This is a genomic window from Convivina intestini (genome assembly GCF_003096575.1).
GTDB lineage: Bacteria > Bacillota > Bacilli > Lactobacillales > Lactobacillaceae > Convivina > Convivina intestini.
In genome coordinates this window covers 83,822-102,236 of the sequence record NZ_QEKT01000004.1, presented here as the reverse complement: position 1 = coordinate 102,236, position 18,415 = coordinate 83,822, and the positions used below count along the sequence as shown (strand labels likewise).

Here is an 18,415-nt window from a genome sequence, read left to right as displayed (position 1 = left end):
CTACCGGACGAGTAGCTTGCACTAACTGGCCATTTTTAAGAGTTCATCTACTAAGTTAAATTAATTGCACCTTTGCACTAAACGATGCTCACTGAAAATTAATTAGGTTAACTTAGCTCTTCTCTGTAATTTATAGATTTGAAATTGTTATGAATTGTAAATTATAATTTAATCCCTGTCAAATGAGAAAATTAGATTAAAGTAATTTAATTAAATAGCTACTTATATAGTGATAATAAAAATATTTATTTTTATAAAAATTAGATTTGACAAATAAAAACTTCCTTGCTAGACTGTGAAGCAATCCAGACGATGATGAGATAAGTAAGTTGATAACGTTGCGACAGAGAGCTAATGGTCGGTGGGAATTAGTGCAAGGTGGAGCTGAAAATGGTCTTTGAGTTTTTAAATTGGCGAGCAAAAGTTAGCTAGTTTCGGGTGCGCCCGTTATCGCGTTAGAGTATCTCATTTTTGATGTACTTATTGAGTATTCGGTAGTGATGCCGAATAAAATCAGGGTGGTAACACGTTTTAACGTCCCGTAGTCTCTTATGACTGCGGGGCTTTTTAAATTAGAAAGGAGACTTTTATATGGTTGGTTTTAATACAGAATTGGTGTTTGGGAAGGGTCTCAATCAGTTACATGATAATAATACTGGTGCCGTTAATGTGCCAATTTATCAGTCGTCAACTTATGCTTTTGATGATATTGATGCTGATAATAAATATGATTATTCACGCTCACTAAACCCAACACGGGAATATTTGGAAAAGCAGATTGCGGTTTTAGAAAAAGCCAAACACGGCTATGCCTTTGCTTCAGGTTCGGCAGCAATCCACGCCGTCTTTACCTTGTTTGTCCCCGGAGATCATATTGTAGTTAGTAAGAATATTTATGGGGGGACTTTTCGGCTAATCAATGATTATCTGAAACATTTACAGATTGAATTTACTCAAGTCGATACTCAGAATTTAGAGGAGGTTGAAGCGGCTATTCAGCCTAACACCAAGGCTATTTATTTTGAGCCCATTGATAATCCCTTCATGAAGGTAACGAGTATTCGTGCTGTTTCAGCGATTGCTAAAAAGCATGGCGTTTTGACGATTGTTGACAATACCTTTTTAACCCCATATTTACAGCGACCACTTGCCTTGGGTGCTGATGTGGTCATTCATTCGGCTACTAAATATTTGGGTGGACATTCCGATGTAATCGCTGGTTTAGTTGTTACGAATCATGATGATATTGGCGAAAAATTGTACTTTTCTCAAAATGCGGTTGGCGGTATTTTGTCACCGGAGAATTGTATTTTGGTTATAAGGGGCATTAAAACTTTGTCAGTCCGATTAGACCGGCATATTCAAAATGCCCAAACCGTTTTAAAATATTTGGATCAAAAAGAAGACTTTATTAAGAAAATATATTATCCAGGTCGTGCAGGCGATGCAAGCGACCAAGTGGCTCAGGAAGAATTAAAAGGGTACGGTGGGGTTATTAGTTTTGAATTAAAAGATAATGTTGACCCCAAGAAATTGGTGAATAGCACCCAATTGATTTGGTTAGCGGTTAGTTTGGGATCGGTTGAAAGTTTGATTGAATTACCATACTACATGACGCATGCCGAATTACCGTTAGCAGAACGCCAAAAAGTTGGTATTGGACCTAACTTAGTTCGTTTGTCGGTTGGCCTGGAAGATCCAGAGGATTTGATTGCCGATTTGGAACAGGCTGTCGCAACGGCTACTAAATAATGATTAGCAGTTATTTTCATCTATACATTGCCACCATATTGATATAGAAACTTATATTTTTTGGATAAACAACCGTGATGGTTGTTTTTTTATTGAGTAAAAATGAATAGCGCTACGTAAGATATGGGGTAGCGTAAATTAATGAAGTTAGGAGGAAATATTTGTGATAAATGATGATGAAATTCTACGAAGAATTGACGAACGTAATCACCATCGTAAAAAAAGATGGTTGCTGGCATTATCAGTAATTTTTGTTGTTTTTTTAGTAAGCGTCGGAATTGGAGTCAAAATCGTGAGTGATAAGCAACAGGCCGAGCGGGTTGAACATACTAAGATGGTAAAGATAGTTGAGGAGCATAAGGGGGAGATTGAAGAATGGGTACGTGAGGATGATAAACATAATTTTGTTAAAAAAATTACGATAGATCAATCTCGTACTGACCATAATCCTATGGGGGGCGTGAACTTTTATGGTTATGTAAATGGGGATGAAAGTCTTGGCTTTAATGGGACTATTGGGAAAGGTTCTAGCGGAATTCATGTTGGCAGTATGGGGTTCCGGAAGAAGTTGTCGGATAATTTCGCACTTCCTTCAACTGAAGAATAAAGAGTTTTATGAATGCAGGCATAAGAAAGTGGGAGGTAATAAATAGTGCAATGGGGTAATTTGAATGACGAAGAAAAAGTAGAATTTGCTAAACAGGAATACGCTGAATCTTACCTTATTGGTGATCCAGTTTTGTTAAAAACAAAGAAAACTGGTCGTAAAAATGTCGGTTACGTCTCCAAAGCCATTCACGACCCCATCACCAGTCTAGATGCTTATGTTGTAACCGATGTGCAGTTACCGAAAAATCCTAGTCCCAGTCAGCTACAATCTGTGAAACAAGTGGCGATTTTATATCAAGGCTCCAAACAACTGTACGGGGACTGGTACGGTGCGGATAGTAGTATTGCCATGCAAACACCACTCTTAGGTATCCCACAATCAATGCAGGCCGTTACCGTTATGCAAGACAGTTTGAAAGATTATCCGCAAGCTGATTTGTATGTATATGCTCACTCGCTGGGAGCTGCTAATGCCACCAATGCTTTGGGGTGTTTAGACGGTAAACAACAAGAGCGGTTGGCCGAGGCGAATTTGTATGAGGGGCCAGCGGTTTGGCATCTATTAAATTTTGCCCAGCAAAAAAATCTGGGACAAATGAAGTCTAAAATTTTAAATCATATGGATTTAAAAGATTTGATTTCAGTCAGTGGCTACAGTCCTTATACGGATCCTGATAAAGTGGCCGGTATTTTGATTTATGTTGACAGTCCTAACCTTCATGATGTTGGTCAGCAACATATGTGGGGCGGCTATCGCTATGATGAGCAGGGTAACCTATTATTAGACGAGCAGTTAATGAAAACTGCCTCTAAGCAGTTAGCCGTCCGTCACCGGCAGGCTTATTTATTGGCTCGAGCTAAGGGCGGAACGATTGCCTTGGAATATGAGGCTGCAACCCGTTATTGTGACTTTTTGGGTCGACAGATTGCGCAACTAAAAGAATTAAAGAAAATTAACAGTCAAATTGAAACAACTTTGGTTAAAGACCATAGTGAAACGAAAAGGAGAATGTATGGAATCCCTAATATTAACGCTGAAGATATTGAGCATTGTGATGACACTTATCGGTTAAAGCCACAATACCACTATTCACCGGCAGCAGTTTTGATCAGTCAACGAGAATTAGATGGTGGTATTCGAGCTTTTATTAATTTAAAAAATAAAATTCTAAATACAGCCGACCAACGGGTGTTACAAGATCAACAGGATCGCCAACAGTTTTGTTTAATGGAGTAAGTAGCCAATGAATAATTATTTAATTGGAAATATGGAAAATATTGCCACAATGGGGTTAAAAGCAACCCACGAAGCCGCTAAAGTGGCCTTGAAATTTGCTTTTTGTGGTGAAATTCATGCTCGATATCATTTTGATACGCAAGGGTGGCAACGATCAGTTCCCTTAATTGCCCAAGAACTTCGACAAAGTCAAGGCAGTCCTGACAGTACGGGCTTTAAGGGTGCGACGCATAAGGCAATTCGGCAGGAATACCATCGTATTTTAGATAATATGCAACATATTGAAGCCGGTGTACAGTCAATTAAACCTTAGGAGAATCAATGCGTGAATTTTTACAACATCAAGAAAATTTGACAGCGGACTTTCACTTTAAACAAAAGCAGATTGAAACCGGCCTGGAGCAACTCCACTATATTCAAACTAAGTTGCATCAACAAATTGATGCTATCGTTGATTACTGTCATTATTTACATAGTCATTCGGTGGGGCTTGAATTAGGGATGCTCTTTCCAGAAATCGAATCAGTCGAACAAGCCGCACGACAAGATTTTCGTCAAATTGAATTAAATTTACAAGCTGGTTTACAAAGAATTCGTCAAGATTATCGGTTAAAATCGAATCGCCTGGAAGAAAATTATGGACATATGTAAAAAAGCTACTGATGATTTGTACCCTCCAAGTTAGAGAGAACTAGTTCCATAATTTTTGTCGCTTAATTACTATGGTAATTAGATGGCTTTTTGTTTTTGATACGTATAAAGCAACTCAGTTTTTCGGTGTTCAACCATAGGACTAATTATTTTGAACGGTTACAATAACTTTTCGGAAAATAATGAAAAATTATTGTATAATGAGAAACAGATGAGTAATTAGTGGCTGATTTTACAGAAAACTGTGGGAGCTGAGAAACAGGTTATCGGTACTAGTGAATATGGTCGGTTTTATAAATGATTTAAATCACGGTTAACATCCGTTACAGTGTTTGATATTTTATCAAATAAAAAGGTTAGTTATATAACTAATAAAAGTAGAGTGGTACCGTGCAACCAGCGCCTCTATCCTAATTAATTTAGGGTAGGGGCGCTTTTTATTAAATGGGGAGGTTAATATTATCGCTAAAGTAGGTCAAAAACAGCAAATGGGCAGTCGGCAAATGCTAGCCCTTTCTCTAGGTGGTGTGATTGGGACTGGAATTTTTATGAGTCCCGGTTACTTTATTCAAAGTGCGGGTGCTTTGGGCACTATCTTTGGATATATAGTTGGGGCGATACTTGTGTGTCTGGTTATGCAATGCCTGGGTGAATTATCTGTTGATAATCCTAAAACCGGTTCCTTTCATGATTATGCCAACGCGTATATTAACAAAGGGGTTGGTTTTGTGGTGGCTTGGCTTTATTGGGCAACTTGGACAATTGCCCTGGGATCAAATTTACTGACAATTGGCATTTTGATGCGGAGATGGTTTCCCAGCTTTCCCATTTGGATTTGGTGTTTTTGTTTTGGATTGTTGATTTTTATTGTCAATCTTAATCAGTTAACTTGGTTTAACAAAAGCGAGGCTCTGACCTCTTGGATTAAAACAGTGGCTTTAATGATTTTTGTCGGAATTGGCCTGTTAATGATTGCTAAAGTTTTACCTAACCACGATCCTTACCAGGTTAAAGGGTTTAGTCAATTAACGAACCGAGGTTGGTTACCTAATGGCATTGGGCCAATTTTAGCTACAATTTTAACTGCAAATTTTGCATACTCGGGCGCTGAAATGATAGGAGTAGCGGCAGGAGAGGCTAAAAATCCAGATAAGACGATTCCAAAGGCAATGCGTCAGACTTTGGCCATACTGATTGTTCTTTTTATTGGCGCAATCTTTGTAATGGGTACTTTGTTGTCGCCACAGGATCAAGGGTTAACGACCAGTCCCTTTGTTACAATTTTGAATCATGCGGGAATTCCGGGGGCAGCTGATATAATGAATGCTATCTTAATTATTACCCTTTTTTCAGCCTCCAATGCAGGAGTGTATGCTGCTTCAAGAATGATTTGGTCACTAGCTGATAAAGGAGAAATTACTCGAAAATTGGCCAAGCTTAATCACGTGGGTTTACCTGTTTATGGTCTATGTTTAACCATGGCTGGTGGTGCACTATCTCTCTTATCTGGTATTTACGCTGCTCAAACAATTTATCTTATTTTGAATGCTCTTTCAGCATTTGCGGTAGTCGCTGTTTGGATTGTAATAGCGTGGTCCGAACTTAACTTTCGTCGCCAGTATCTTCAAAAACATGATTTAAGTGATTTGAAATACCGGGTTAGCTGGTATCCTTTTACGCCAATTACAGTAATTTTAATTTGTCTATTATCCATCGTGGGAATTGGTTTTGATCCTAATCAGCAAATTGCATTGATTGTTGGCATTCCAGTTACTATTTGTTTATATTTTTACCGAATTTTAGTGGAAAGAAAAAAGGAGAAAAGTGATGAACTTTAAGACTTGGGCAGCTCAACAAGAAACGATTATTTTTGATACTTCAATGAGTCTTGGATTAGAGAATTTGGGTTTTGATACCAATAACCCGCTTTGGACAGCTAAGGCTTTGATTACTGATCCCGATAAAATTTATCAGGTTCATTTAGATTTTTTTAATGCAGGTTCTAATATTACGACTACCGATTCTTATCAAGCTAGTCCAGCCGGATTTGAAAAACAAGGTTACAGCTATGAGGAATCTGAGAAATTTATCAAAGAATCTGTGTTGTTAGCGCAACGAGCTCGTCTAGCAAGTACTGGAAAGCAAACCAAATGGGTTGCAGGGAATATTGGACCATATGGGGCTTACCTGGCCAATGGGGCTGAGTATACGGGTAATTATGATACTGATCAGGCTGGTTTAAAGTTGTTTCATCAGGATCGGATGAAGTGGTTAATTGAAGCGGGGAGTGATTTGCTGGCTATTCAAACGGTACCTTCCTTATTGGAAGTTAAGACGCTTTGTAATCTGTTAGATCAATATCCTAACATGTCAGTCCTCTTTACCTGTTCATTAAAAGACAGCCACCACATAGCTGACGGAACTGATCTTGTGGTAGTTCAGCAGTTATTAGAAAACCAAGACAATATTGTTGCCTATGGTTTGAACTGCTTTAACCCTGAATTTTCACTTGAGGCAATCAGCTATCTTAGGGAACATGCTAAAAAGTCTAAAGCAATTGCGTTGGCTCCCAATGCTGGTTCAACATATGATCCGAATACTAAAACCTGGACAGTTACAAATGAATCAGTTTTTTCAGAAAATGCTTGTGCCTGGCATGATGCTGGAGCCAGTTGGATTAGTGGTTGCTGTCAGATGATACCGGATGAATTAGCAAGAGTGAAGGCCGAGCTGGAAAAATAACGGTAACACTGACCTTGAATCACAGTAAAAAAGCTACTCATTTGTATATCAAATGAAGTAGCTTTTTATAATTCACCTCGAGCAGTATGGTCTGATTGTTCAGCGATGGCGATGGCTTCATCCTGATTTAACCAAGCCTTGTCATAAGACAGTCTTTCATTGGGACGGATAGGTGTGACTTGACTGACATACCATTCCAGCACTTTGGGTTTCAAGTAAATCTGCAGTTCATCCCAACCGAATTTTTGATGGGTTTCTTTGGCGATTAAAGCGTGGAGAATCATATGCTCGATGACATCAGCATATACCAATTGGTCTTTTTTCTGTGCGGTAAAAGGAACGTGAAAGTTAATAATTGATTGGGCATCATTCAAACGTAAGTAGTGATTGGCACGGATATGGTGGCAAAAAAGTCCTTCGTCACTGCGGTCAACATTACCATTGACTGGTTTATCAATCGTACCAGCCTTAAAGGCAGAGTATGATGCTTGCTGGAAGTAGTCGTCTTGGGCAGGACCATATTTTGTTAATAGGGTATTAACGGCGGTCTCGTAAGTTTGTGATAGTAGGTCACGATAGACCCTGAATTTTTCAGTCATGTATATACCTTCTTTATCTCTATTCTAGTGACCATCATACAGCAATTAGGTATTATAAGAATAATATTTGAAACATTGGGGGATTTATCCTCGATCTTTGGAGCCTGTTTATCATGTGGTAGACAGGCTTTTTATTTGTCTGAAAACAAATCTAAATTTTGAATAGTTTGATCTAATTGCTTTTGAAAATGATTGAATTGTTCTTGATTTTTGGCTTCCAGGGGACCTGACAGGCTTTTAGCTAATTCGACTTGGCGTTGAGCTAAAGTATCTTTGATTTTATGAATTTGTTTCACAATATCTTTTTCAATATTTTGTTTTTCTTCATTCAAAAGGCGATTGTATTCATCGATAAATTGCTGCTCATTTTGATCATCACTCATAAGTTACGAGCTCCTCTAATAGTGGTAATAATTCTGGACTATCTTCTAGAATTTGGTGGGCTTGATGGACTAGCTGATCAGCAAAAGTTAAAATACTGTTCATTTCTTGTCGAAGCTCGTCAATTAAATCGGCGGTTTGATTGAAAGCAACCACGGGGTCCAATTTACTTGTGGACAATTCGGGTAGCTGTCTGGTGTTGAGTAATTGTTGCACGTTGGTTTTGAGTGATAGCAGGATGTTAATTTGTTGGGCGCGGTCATTAAGTCGTTTTGGTGCTAAACGGACTAGGCGGATGAGGTCATTCATGTTGCGTGTCACATCGGTTTGTATCTGTTGGGCGGTTAGTAAAAGTGAGATGGCCGTCAGATACTGGTGCTGTTGATTGGAAAGCTGTTCTGATTGTAAGGCGCTTAACACAGCACTTTGGGAGGGTAACTGTTTAAATTTATCCATATTAAATTGGGCAAAGAAGGCCGTGCGCCCAGTTGGCGTAAAGCCATAGGAATCTAAATAATGCCCATTTAATAGGAGGTTAACTGTGGGATCATTGGCCTTAGCTGAGCTATATTCTTGTGCAACAATGGCCTGACCCAGCGGTTCATCGGCCTGTCAATTGGCAATCCAATCCTGGGGATGATAGTAGTTGTGGTATTGATTAGTATGCTCTTTAATATATTTGATTTGGCTGACACTGAGTCGATCACGCGGATCGGCACTGGAAAAAGTCACCGCGGGTAGGCGATGGCGTGCTGCTAAATACAGTGCCAAGGCGCCACCCAAGGAATGAGCAGTAACCCCCTGAATATCGGCCGGTTTTACTTTCATCTTTTTAACTAAGTGAGTCCAAAAGCGATCAACTACGTTGAATTGACTCTTGGATTGAGCATAATCTTGGTCACCACTGCTGGCTGTATTGAGTCGTTGACGGGCCTGACGGATTTGCGTGGCGTCGGTGTATAAATCGCGCGGGTCATTGGGGTTGGTACCAGCAAAGCTAATGTAAATCTGATGTTCGTCAAAATCATTGGCTATCTTTGGGACGATGGCCATTCCTTGAAAACCAGTTTGGGCATCATCCAAGGCATAAATAATTTTATATTCGAAGTCGGGGCGCCCAACGACTTGTCCATTATGGAGACTATTCTCCCGGTATTCTTTGCGATCTAAGTAGTAAACATCAGCACAGATTAACGAGCATTGATAGTCGGTTAATTTAAACATAGAGTTCTTTTAAATGAAGTTAATGGTTTACCTAATATTATAAGAAAGTTTGTGGAAATTCGGTAGGTTGGAAGATCGAATTATTAGATGAAAGGGCATGTTTTTATAAATTGGTATACCTATAAGTTTGGTGGCTTATATTTTCGATTGAAAGAAATTGTTAACAATTTTCAGAAACCGGTTCTTTAATGTGCTTGTTTTGACTTTGGATAGGCGATATTTTAGATAAATGATTTTATTTTATAAGGAATGTAAAACTGAAAATCATGATTGATATTTCACAATATAGGAAATAAAATTGGTACACCTCTTTTTGAGTTTTTTGATATAATTTATTCTTGAGATTGTGTTAGGCGATTCAAGTGTGATTTTATACTTGGAAATGGGACAAGAGAAATAAAATAGGTGTTTCTCTTTAGAAGGAAAAGGAGATTTTTATTTAATGAAGGCAAATAACCTTATTAATACGTCGGCTAAAACACATTTTAAGATGTATAAAGCCGGTAAACTATGGCTGGTATCTGGAATTAGTTTATTGGGAATTGGTGCACAATTTGCAATTGACGATACTAAGGCCAGTGCCAATGATACCCAAGCGGTAACTATAGCTACGAGTCATGATGCAACGAATTTAACAACGAGTCAGTCGATGGGCTTGAATGCCCAACCCGTAGCCAACGCTAATTCAGACACATCTACTTCACAAAGTGTTAGTTCAGTAGCTGAAAAGTCAACCAATGTTCAAGAACTAACTAATGCTAAGACTGAAGCTAAAGGTAAGATTGATAGTCAAGTTCAATTGTTGTTGACACAAATTAGCCAAAATAGCACTTTAAATGATAGCGAAAAGCAAAGTCGCAGTCAGGCCATTAAGGAACAGGCTCAAACTAACAAAAACGCAATTGATCAAGAAAACAATGTTGACCAATTAACTAATTTGGTTAGTCAATCTTTTAATCAGTTGCAAGATATTATGTTGCAGCCAGTGGCGCAGTCACAAGAGACTAATAAATCAAAAGATCAGACGATAGATAGTGGTCAAACTATGGCATTATCGGATCGTGTTAATAATGAGAAAGCGCCAAGTGATAGTTTCACTTGGCTGGGTGGAGATGCTGCATCCAGAAAAGAATATAGCAGTAGCGGCAGTAACAGACAAGATAGCCATACAGGAGATCTATTAAATCAAAAAATTACATTAACATATGATAGTGTTCAATATAATTCACAGACTGGTAAATATGATGTGAAGTTTACTTATGGAACGCCAGTAGTTGATCCTAGAGGATTAGATCGTTACATGCATTTTGATTTTACGTTGAGCGATGCTATTGCGGCAAAAACGAGTAATATTTCTGCTGCTGTTACTACAACAAACGGCCAAACAGTCAATCAGTTAACCAAGGGGGCGAATGGAACTTATTCAGTCCGCTATAAGTTACCAAAATCTGGTTTAGGGAATTGGCAAGAAGTAGGAGGGAAAACGGTTGTTACTATCTCCTTGGATCCGGTTAAAGTAACTGATATTGACTGGATATCTGGTTATATGAAATGTCAACGTGAGTACGCAAATGGAACCACTATGAATGCGGTTCGACCAGCATGGGAAGCTATGCGTAGTTTAACTTATGATACATCCAATGGGAAAGGTAGCACGTTCGGTGTGTCATTAAACACAGATTTATTGGGTAAAATTCAAGATAATGCTTATCCTCAAATTAATAAATTAATTAATCTGGAGCAATCTGATAAAGATAATTTTAATAGTCAGATTCAAGCTGTGATCATTGAGCAAGATTTTGCCAATGTAATTGCTGGTATTGTTGATAATGCCAAAGCTAAAGATCTTGAGATTTTGGCCAATGAGAAGGCCAAAGCGATTAAGCACGTTAATACTGATTTAAATAGTTTGACTGATAATCAGAAAAATTCGTATGTACAGAATATTAACGAACAAACTGATAAATTGATTGTACGTCAAATATCATCTAATGCTGATTTGCAGAACACTAAGAATGCTAATGTGGCTATTTTAGTGGCCTATGGTGAGGAAGCTAAGCAAAAAATTAAACAGTTGCGTGGGTTAAATGATAACCAAATTGCTAGTGCCCTACAACAAATCAACAACACTATCCAGCAACGTTCTAATAGCATTCAAAATGCTTCGAGTGCTGATAATGTTAAATCTCAGCTTGATGGTGGTAAGAGCGACGTTGATAAAATTCTGGCTAATCAACAGCAAATTAGTGATGACTACATTAAAAGTAGTAAGACGGTTATTAACCAAACAGCTGTTGATGTAAAAGCTAAAATTACCAATGATGTAACCCTGGATAGCACTACTAAGTTGGTGCAAAAAGATAATGTTGATAAAGAAGCTGCCAAAGCCATTCAAAATATTGATAACGCTAACCGTGCGGCTGATATTGCTAAGGCTACTAGTAACGGAGTAACTGCAATTCAGGCTCAATATGTGACTGGCAAGTCCTTAAAAGAACAAAAGGATGCTGCGAAAAATGATATTAATCGGGAAGCGCAGAAGGCCAAGAAGTTAATTGATGATGATCCATCATTATCCAATGCTGAAAAAGATAACCAAAAGGTAGTGGTAGACACTGCTGTCCATAATGCTGATGCTGACATTGATCAAGCTAAAAACGCTGATGCAATTAACGAAGCCCTAAATAAGGGAAAGACGGCTATTGATAATGCCCATCAAGCCAATAAAACTTCATTAGATGAACAAAAGGCCACTGCTAAGCAAGCCATTGAAGCTGAGGCTCAAAAGATTAAGGGGCAAATCAACGCTGACAATCGTTTGAATGATGAGGAAAAGGCAAATCAGTCAAAAGATGTTGAAAGCGCAGCAAAGGCAGCTGAATCTAACATTGATAAGGCCCCCAATGCTCAAGCAATAATTGATGCCACTACTGCCGGTAAAAATGATATTGACAGTAAGTATCAAGCCGGAACTGTGCCGGTTAGTGAGCGTCAATCAGCTGCTAAAAAATTGATTCAAGCTGAGGCTCAAAAGGTTCAAGCTGAGATTGATGGCGATAACACTTTGACGAATCAAGAAAAGGCCGTTCAAAAAGCTGGGGTTAAAACAGCTACTGACAAGGCTTTGGCTAATATTGACCAAGCTACTAGTGCTCAAGCAGTTATCAATGCTACCCAAGCTGGTTTAGTTGACATTGATAATCAACATGTTCCTAGTAAGATTTCCCTTGATGGTCAAAAAGATGCCGCTAAAAAGGTTATCGATGGGGAAGCTGCTAAAGTAGAAGCTGCGATTAATAGCGATTCAACCTTAACTGCTGAAGTTAAAAACAGTCAAAAAGCCAAGGTACAAGAGGCTGCTAATCAGGCTAAAACAGCTATTAATCAAGCTAAGGATGCTCAGGCAGTTGTCGATGCCACTACTACTGGTCAACAGAATATTGATCAGCAGCATATTGCTGGTACAGCCCTAGCTGATCAAAAACAGGCCGCTAAGCAGCAAATTGATGATGAAGCTAAGCAGGTTAAACAGGATATTGATGCCGATAAGACGCTCAATGATCAAGCTAAGCAGAATCAAAAGACGGCGGTTGACCAAGCTGCTAGTGCTGCTAAACAAAATATTGATACCAAGCCCAATGCCGATGCCATTATTCAAGCAACAACCGATGGTAAAAATAAGGTACGTGAACAACATCTACCAGCTCAGTCCTTAGCGGAACAAAAGGCAGCTGCTAAGGCTGACATCGATGCCCAAGCCCAAAAAGTTAGCGGTGATATTGATAATGATCCGTCCCTGAATAATCAGGAGAAGCAGACACAAAAAGCTAATGTTACCAAGGCCGCTCAGGTAGCTAAAAATAATATTGACCAAGCTGACAATGCCCAAAAGATTATTGATGCTACCAATGCTGGTAAAGCTGACATCAATCAGCAACATCAACCAGCTCAAAAGTCATTGGCGCAACAACGTCAGGATGCCCAAGCTGTTATTGATGCCGAGGCCCAAAAGGTTCGTGGTGAAATTGATACGGATCCTAGTTTAGATGATCAGCAAAAGCAGAATCAAAAGGCTAATGTTGAAAAAGCAGCTCAAGCGGCTAAGAATAATATTGCTCAAGCAGTTGATGCTCAAGCAATTATTAATGCTACTAATGATGGTAAAAAAACCATTGATGACCAACACGTTGCTAATCCAACTTCTTTGGATGGCCAAAAGCAAGCAGCTAAGGCTGAACTTGATGCTCAAGCTCGAGCGGTGAAAACTAAGATTGATCAAGATGGTAGTTTGACTGATGCGGAAAAGACTGCTCAAAAGCAGGCCGTTGATGTTGCTACGATTAAGGCCCACAATCAGGTCGATGCAGCTACCGATGCCCAGGGTGTGATTAACGCAACTAATGTTGGTAAAGCTGATATTGATGCCCAATACAAGCCAAGTCAGATTTCATTGGCTGAACGAAAAAACCAAGCTAAGGCGGCCATTGATGCTGAGGCTAAAAAGGTTCAGGGACAAATTAATGGTGATCCAACCCTAAATAATGCCCAAAAGGCAGCCCAAGTAGCTGATGTTGCCACAGCTACCAAGACAGCTAAGGATAATATTGATGCTGCTACAACGGCTCAAGCAGTATTGAATGCTCAAGCAGCTGGTATTATCGATATTGATGGCAAGTACCATCCGAGTGCAGTTTCCTTGCAAGATCAGCAAAAAGCGGCCAAGGATGCGATTGCAGCCGAGGCAAAGAAAATTAAGCAGGCGATTGACGATGATAAAAGTCTATTAGCTGCCGATAAAGCCCAACAAAAGCAAAATGTTGATGGCGAAGCAACCAAAGCTGATACAGCAATTGATGCAGCCACAACTGCTCAAGCTATTTTAAATAGTCAGGTAAATGGTATTGCAGCCATTGATGCTCAGTATGTTCCGAATGCAACGTCGTTGGATGGTCAAAAGGCCGCTGGTAAGGAACAAATTGATGCTGAAGCTAAGAAAGTTAAAGCTGAAATTGCTGGGGATGTAACCCTAAATAATCAGGAAAAACAGACTCAACAGGCTAATGTTGACACGGCAGCCACAGCAGCTAAAGGCAATATTGATCAAGCAGTCGATGCTTCAGCTGTAGCTAGTGCAGTTAAGGATGGTATTGCTAAGATTGACGGGCAACATCAGCCTAATAAATTGTCTTTGGCAGATCAAAAGCAACATGCCCAGGCACTGATTGACGCTGAAGCCGCTAAGGTTACTGGTCAGATTAATGATGATGCAAAGTTAAATGATGCTCAAAAGGCTGCGCAAAAAAATGATGTCATAACTGCTGCTAATACAGCTAAAAAGAACATTGATGTGGCGCTAGACGCCCAAGCTGTTTTGGATGCGCAAAACAATGGTATTACGGATATTGATGGCAAATACCAACCTGGTAAAACTTCCATCCAAGACCAACAAACAGCTGCTAAAGTTGCCATTGATGCCCAAGCCGCTAAGGTTAAAAAAGACATTGATCAAGATGTTAGCTTAACCGATAGTCAAAAGAACACTCAGAAAAATAATGTGGACAGTGCTGCTACTGGTGCTAAAAGTAACATCGATGCCGCTACAACTGCTCAAGGAATTTTGCAGGCTCAAAATGATGGTATCAAAGCCATTAATGACCAACATGTTCCTAGCGAGATTTCCCTTGCTGAACAAAAGGCAGCTGCTAAAGTAGCAATTGACCAAGAGGCAACCAAGGTTAAGGCTGACATTGCTGGGGATGCTACCCTAACTGACCATATGAAGGCTGAACAAGTTGCTAATGTGGATAAGGAAGCGACCGAGGCTAAGAAAAATATTGATGGCTCCGCCGATGCTCAGGGAGTGGTTGATGCTACTAAGACTGGCATTATTAACATTGATGGCCAACATATTGCTAATCCAACTGATTTAGCGGGTCAAAAACAAGCTGCTAAGCAGGCGTTGGATTTGGAAGCTCGCAAAGTTAGAAATGACATCGATCAAGATGTTACTTTGAATAACGAGCAAAAGGCTAGTCAAAAGGCCAATGTAGATGTCGCTGCTACTAATGCCCAAAAGAATGTTGATTTAGCAGCCAATGCCGATCAAGTTCAGATTGCTTTGGATAAGGGCATTGCTAATATTGATGCTCAACATGAACCAAACAAGCTCAGTTTGGCCGATCAAAAGCAACAAGCTAAGGCTGATATTGATGCTGAAGCGACTAAGATTGCCGGCCTAATTAGCAATGACCCAACATTAAATGACGCTCAAAAGCAAGAACAACAGGCGAATGTCAATAAGATGGCCCAAGCCGCTAAAAATAATATTGACCAAGCATTAGATGCTCAAGCTGTGCTTAATGCCACTAGTGATGGTAAAAAGGCAATTGATGGCCAGTACGTGCCAAATGCTATTTCACTAGAAGACCAGAAGAAACAAGCGGTAGCAGATATAGATGCTCAAGCTACTAAGGTGAAGGCTGATATTGATGGGGATAAGACCCTCAATGATATTGAAAAAGCCCAGCAAAAGAACAATGTTGACGATGCGGCTAATAAGGCCAAAGGAAATATTGATTCGGCAACAACTGCTCAAGGGGTTATCAATGCCACCGTTGCTGGTAAAAAGGATATAGACGCCCAACACGTACCAAGTGCTACCACCTTAGATGAGCGTAAGCGTGCTGCTAATGCAACGATTGATGCCCAAGCTCAAAAGGTAAAGGCTGAAATTGATAATGATCCAACCCTAGATAACGAAACTAAGCAAGCGCAAAAGGCAAATGTTGATCAAGCTGCTGCAGAAGCTAAAAATAGTATTTCATCAGCTGATACAGCCCAGAAAATTATTGATGCAGTTAATACCGGTATTACGGATATTGACAAGCAACACGTACCCGGTAGTCAATCAGTTGATGATTTAAGAGCTGCTGCTTTGAAAGCGATTGCTGACGAAGAAGTGAAGATTCGCGGAATTATTGATGCCGATGTTACTTTGGATAATGCTGAAAAAGCAACTCAGCAGAATAATGTTATTGAAGAAACTAATAAGGCGGTTGCTAGCATCAAGGCAGCCAATGATAAACAATCAATTGACAATGCTAAGACGAGTGGTTTGAAGGCAATTGATGATCAATATATTCCAGGCAAAGTTAGTTTAGAAGATTTGAAGAAGAATGCTATTGCCGCTATTGATGCTGAGGCCGTTAAGATTAAGGGTGAGATTCATAGTGATGTCACCCTTGATGATGATGAGAAGAATGCTCAAAGCGCAGCAGTAACTGAAGAAGCTAAGAAGGCTAAAAGTAATATTGACCTTGCTCATGATAAACAAGCGGTGGATGATGCTAAAACTGTTGGTATTTGGGCGATTGATTTGTGCCATACTGCCGGTTCTAAATCAATCCAAGATTTGAAGAATGATGCTTTGAAGGTTATTGCTGATGAAGCTGCTAAGGTGTCGAAGGCGATTGACGCTGATAATACTTTGGACAATGCTACCAAGGCTGTTCAAAAGAATAATGTTGCCCAGGAAGCTGCTAAGGCTACTGAAAATATCAAGTCTGTTAGTGATAAGCAGGCGGTTGACAATGCAGTTAAGGCTGGAATTGCAGCTATTGATGCCCAACACGTTTCCGGTTCAAAGACCGTTGATGTTTTGAAGGATGAAGCTCTAAAGGCCATCGCTGACGAAGCAGCCAAGGTGAGTCAAGCTATCGATGCTGACACAACTTTGGACAAGGCTGCTAAGAGCGTTCAAAAGGACAACGTCGCCAAGGAAGCTGCTAAGGCAACCGAAAATATCAAGGCTGCGACTGATAAACAGGCAGTTGATGATGCCACCAAGGCCGGCATCAAGGCCATCGATGCGCAACACGTTTCTGGCTCAAAGACGGTACCAGTTTTGAAAGATGAAGCATTGCAGGCTATCGCTGACGAAGCTGCTAAGGTCTCGAAGGATATTGATGCCGATGCAACTTTGGACAACGTTACTAAGACAACGCAGAAAGAAAATGTTGCTAAGGAAGCTACTAAGGCGACTGAAAACATCAAGGCTGCGACGGATAAACAGGCAGTTGACGATGCGACCGCTGCTGGTATCAAGGCCATCGATGCGCAACACGTTTCTGGCTCAAAGACGGTACCAGTTTTGAAAGATGAAGCATTGCAGGCTATCGCTGACGAAGCTGTTAAGGTGTCGAAGGAAATTGATGCCGATGCTACTCTGGACAATGCTACTAAGGCCGTCCAAAAGGAGAATGTCGTCAAGGAAGCCACTAAGGCGACCGAAAGCATTAAGGCTGCGACTGATAAGCAAGGCGTGGACGATGCCACCAAGGCCGGTATTGAAGCCATTGACGCGCAACATGTTTCTGGTTCCAAGACTGTTCCAGTTTTGAAGGATGACGCCCTCAAGGCGATTGCCGATGAAGTTGCTAAGGTAAGCAAAGCCATTGATGCTGACACTACATTGGACAATGCTACCAAGGCCGTCCAGAAGGACAATGTAGCTAAGGAAGCTAAGCAAGCAACCGAAAATATTAAGTCTGCTAATGATAAACAAGGTGTCGATGACGCCACCAAGGCCGGTATTGAAGCCATCGATGCGCAACACATTGCTGGTTCTAAGACAGTAGATGTCTTGAAGGACGATGCTCTGAAAGCCATCGCTGATGAAGCGGCTAAGGTGTCTAAGGACATTGACGCTGACGCTACCTTGGATAACGCCACTAAGGCCGTGCAGAAGGACAACGTTGCTAAAGAAGCCACAAAAGCAACTGAAAGTATCAAGGCAGCAACTGATAAGCAAGCGGTCGATGATGCCACAAAGGCTGGGATTGAAGCCATTGATGCCCAACACGTCTCTGGTTCAAAGACGGTGCCAGTCTTGAAGGACGAAGCATTGCAGGCTATCGCTGACGAAGCCGCTAAGGTTAGTCAGGCAATTGACAACGATGCTACTTTGGATAACGCTACTAAGGCTATCCAGAAGGATAATGTGGCTAAGGAAACTGCTAAGGCGACCGAAAGCATCAAGGCTGCGACTGATAAGCAGACGGTTGATGATGCTACCAAGGCTGGCATTGAAGCTATTGACGCTCAACACGTATCTGGATCAAAGACGGTGGATGTTTTGAAGGATGAAGCCCTAAAGGCTATCGCCGACGAAGCTGCTAAGGTGTCTAAGGACATCGATGCTGACGCTACCTTGGACAACGCC

The 18,415-nt window shown here is 40.4% G+C and carries 12 protein-coding genes and 1 other annotated feature; of the genes, 8 read left to right on the top strand and 4 right to left on the bottom strand.

Annotation, left to right across the window (positions count from 1 at the left end; genetic code table 11):
• Positions 1-303 precede the first annotated feature (303 nt).
• Positions 304-545, top strand: a binding site (T-box leader).
• A 46-nt stretch (positions 546-591) separates the two neighbouring features.
• The 7 genes from C7384_RS04580 (at position 592) to mmuM (ending at position 6,991) form a co-directional block, all read left to right on the top strand.
• The gene (locus tag C7384_RS04580; RefSeq protein WP_089939758.1) at positions 592-1,752 is read left to right on the top strand and encodes a trans-sulfuration enzyme family protein; all 1,161 of its coding nucleotides are present in this window, start codon (positions 592-594) and stop codon (positions 1,750-1,752) included.
• A gap of 163 nt (positions 1,753-1,915) precedes the next feature.
• The gene (locus C7384_RS04575; protein WP_165806778.1) at positions 1,916-2,359 is read left to right on the top strand and encodes a DUF1310 family protein; all 444 of its coding nucleotides are present in this window, start codon (positions 1,916-1,918) and stop codon (positions 2,357-2,359) included.
• Between the two features lie 45 nt (positions 2,360-2,404).
• Positions 2,405-3,598: a hypothetical protein gene (locus C7384_RS04570; RefSeq protein ID WP_089939753.1), complete on the top strand. Its 1,194-nt coding sequence runs from the start codon at positions 2,405-2,407 to the stop codon at positions 3,596-3,598.
• 7 nt (positions 3,599-3,605) lie between these two features.
• A complete protein-coding gene (locus C7384_RS04565; RefSeq protein ID WP_089939750.1) occupies positions 3,606-3,911 on the top strand; it encodes a hypothetical protein in 306 nt (101 codons plus the stop codon).
• An 8-nt stretch (positions 3,912-3,919) separates the two neighbouring features.
• Complete coding sequence (locus tag C7384_RS04560) at positions 3,920-4,249, top strand: hypothetical protein (protein ID WP_089939746.1); 330 nt, start codon at positions 3,920-3,922, stop codon at positions 4,247-4,249.
• Positions 4,250-4,737: 488 nt separating this feature from the next.
• Positions 4,738-6,087: an amino acid permease gene (locus C7384_RS04555; protein ID WP_089939743.1), complete on the top strand. Its 1,350-nt coding sequence runs from the start codon at positions 4,738-4,740 to the stop codon at positions 6,085-6,087.
• Positions 6,077-6,991: a homocysteine S-methyltransferase gene (mmuM, locus tag C7384_RS04550; protein WP_089939741.1), complete on the top strand. Its 915-nt coding sequence runs from the start codon at positions 6,077-6,079 to the stop codon at positions 6,989-6,991. The genes C7384_RS04555 and mmuM overlap by 11 nt, the downstream gene beginning before the upstream one ends.
• Before the next feature lie 65 nt (positions 6,992-7,056).
• Here mmuM and C7384_RS04545 read toward each other — a convergent pair whose 3' ends face one another.
• From C7384_RS04545 to C7384_RS04530, 4 genes are all read right to left on the bottom strand, one after another.
• Positions 7,057-7,590, bottom strand: a complete 534-nt coding sequence (locus C7384_RS04545; protein ID WP_089939738.1) for an SAV1803-related protein — start codon at positions 7,588-7,590, stop codon at positions 7,057-7,059.
• A gap of 131 nt (positions 7,591-7,721) precedes the next feature.
• Positions 7,722-7,973, bottom strand: a complete 252-nt coding sequence (locus C7384_RS04540) for a hypothetical protein (protein WP_089939735.1) — start codon at positions 7,971-7,973, stop codon at positions 7,722-7,724.
• Entirely contained in the window at positions 7,966-8,427 is a 462-nt protein-coding gene (locus tag C7384_RS04535; RefSeq protein ID WP_089939732.1) for a hypothetical protein, read from the bottom strand. Before C7384_RS04535 ends, C7384_RS04540 begins: the two co-directional genes overlap by 8 nt.
• Positions 8,428-8,583: 156 nt before the next feature.
• Positions 8,584-9,195 (bottom strand): alpha/beta hydrolase family protein, encoded by a 612-nt coding sequence (locus C7384_RS04530; RefSeq protein ID WP_089939728.1) that lies wholly within the window; start codon positions 9,193-9,195, stop codon positions 8,584-8,586.
• Between the two features lie 442 nt (positions 9,196-9,637).
• Here C7384_RS04530 and C7384_RS04525 point away from each other — a divergent pair.
• Positions 9,638-18,415: DUF1542 domain-containing protein (locus C7384_RS04525; RefSeq protein ID WP_116585377.1), on the top strand; the 8,778-nt coding region annotated here is incomplete at its 3' end.

Bases quoted from the DNA above. Each gene is read 5' to 3' on its own strand.
- mmuM (WP_089939741.1), top strand. From the start codon at position 6,077: ATGAACTTTAAGACTTGGGCAGCTCAACAAGAAACGATTATTTTTGAT.
- C7384_RS04530 (WP_089939728.1), bottom strand. From the start codon at position 9,195: ATGTTTAAATTAACCGACTATCAATGCTCGTTAATCTGTGCTGATGTT.
- C7384_RS04560 (WP_089939746.1), top strand. From the start codon at position 3,920: ATGCGTGAATTTTTACAACATCAAGAAAATTTGACAGCGGACTTTCAC.
- C7384_RS04545 (WP_089939738.1), bottom strand. From the start codon at position 7,590: ATGACTGAAAAATTCAGGGTCTATCGTGACCTACTATCACAAACTTAC.
- C7384_RS04555 (WP_089939743.1), top strand. From the start codon at position 4,738: ATGGGCAGTCGGCAAATGCTAGCCCTTTCTCTAGGTGGTGTGATTGGG.
- C7384_RS04565 (WP_089939750.1), top strand. From the start codon at position 3,606: ATGAATAATTATTTAATTGGAAATATGGAAAATATTGCCACAATGGGG.
- C7384_RS04540 (WP_089939735.1), bottom strand. From the start codon at position 7,973: ATGAGTGATGATCAAAATGAGCAGCAATTTATCGATGAATACAATCGC.
- C7384_RS04580 (WP_089939758.1), top strand. From the start codon at position 592: ATGGTTGGTTTTAATACAGAATTGGTGTTTGGGAAGGGTCTCAATCAG.
- C7384_RS04535 (WP_089939732.1), bottom strand. From the start codon at position 8,427: ATGGATAAATTTAAACAGTTACCCTCCCAAAGTGCTGTGTTAAGCGCC.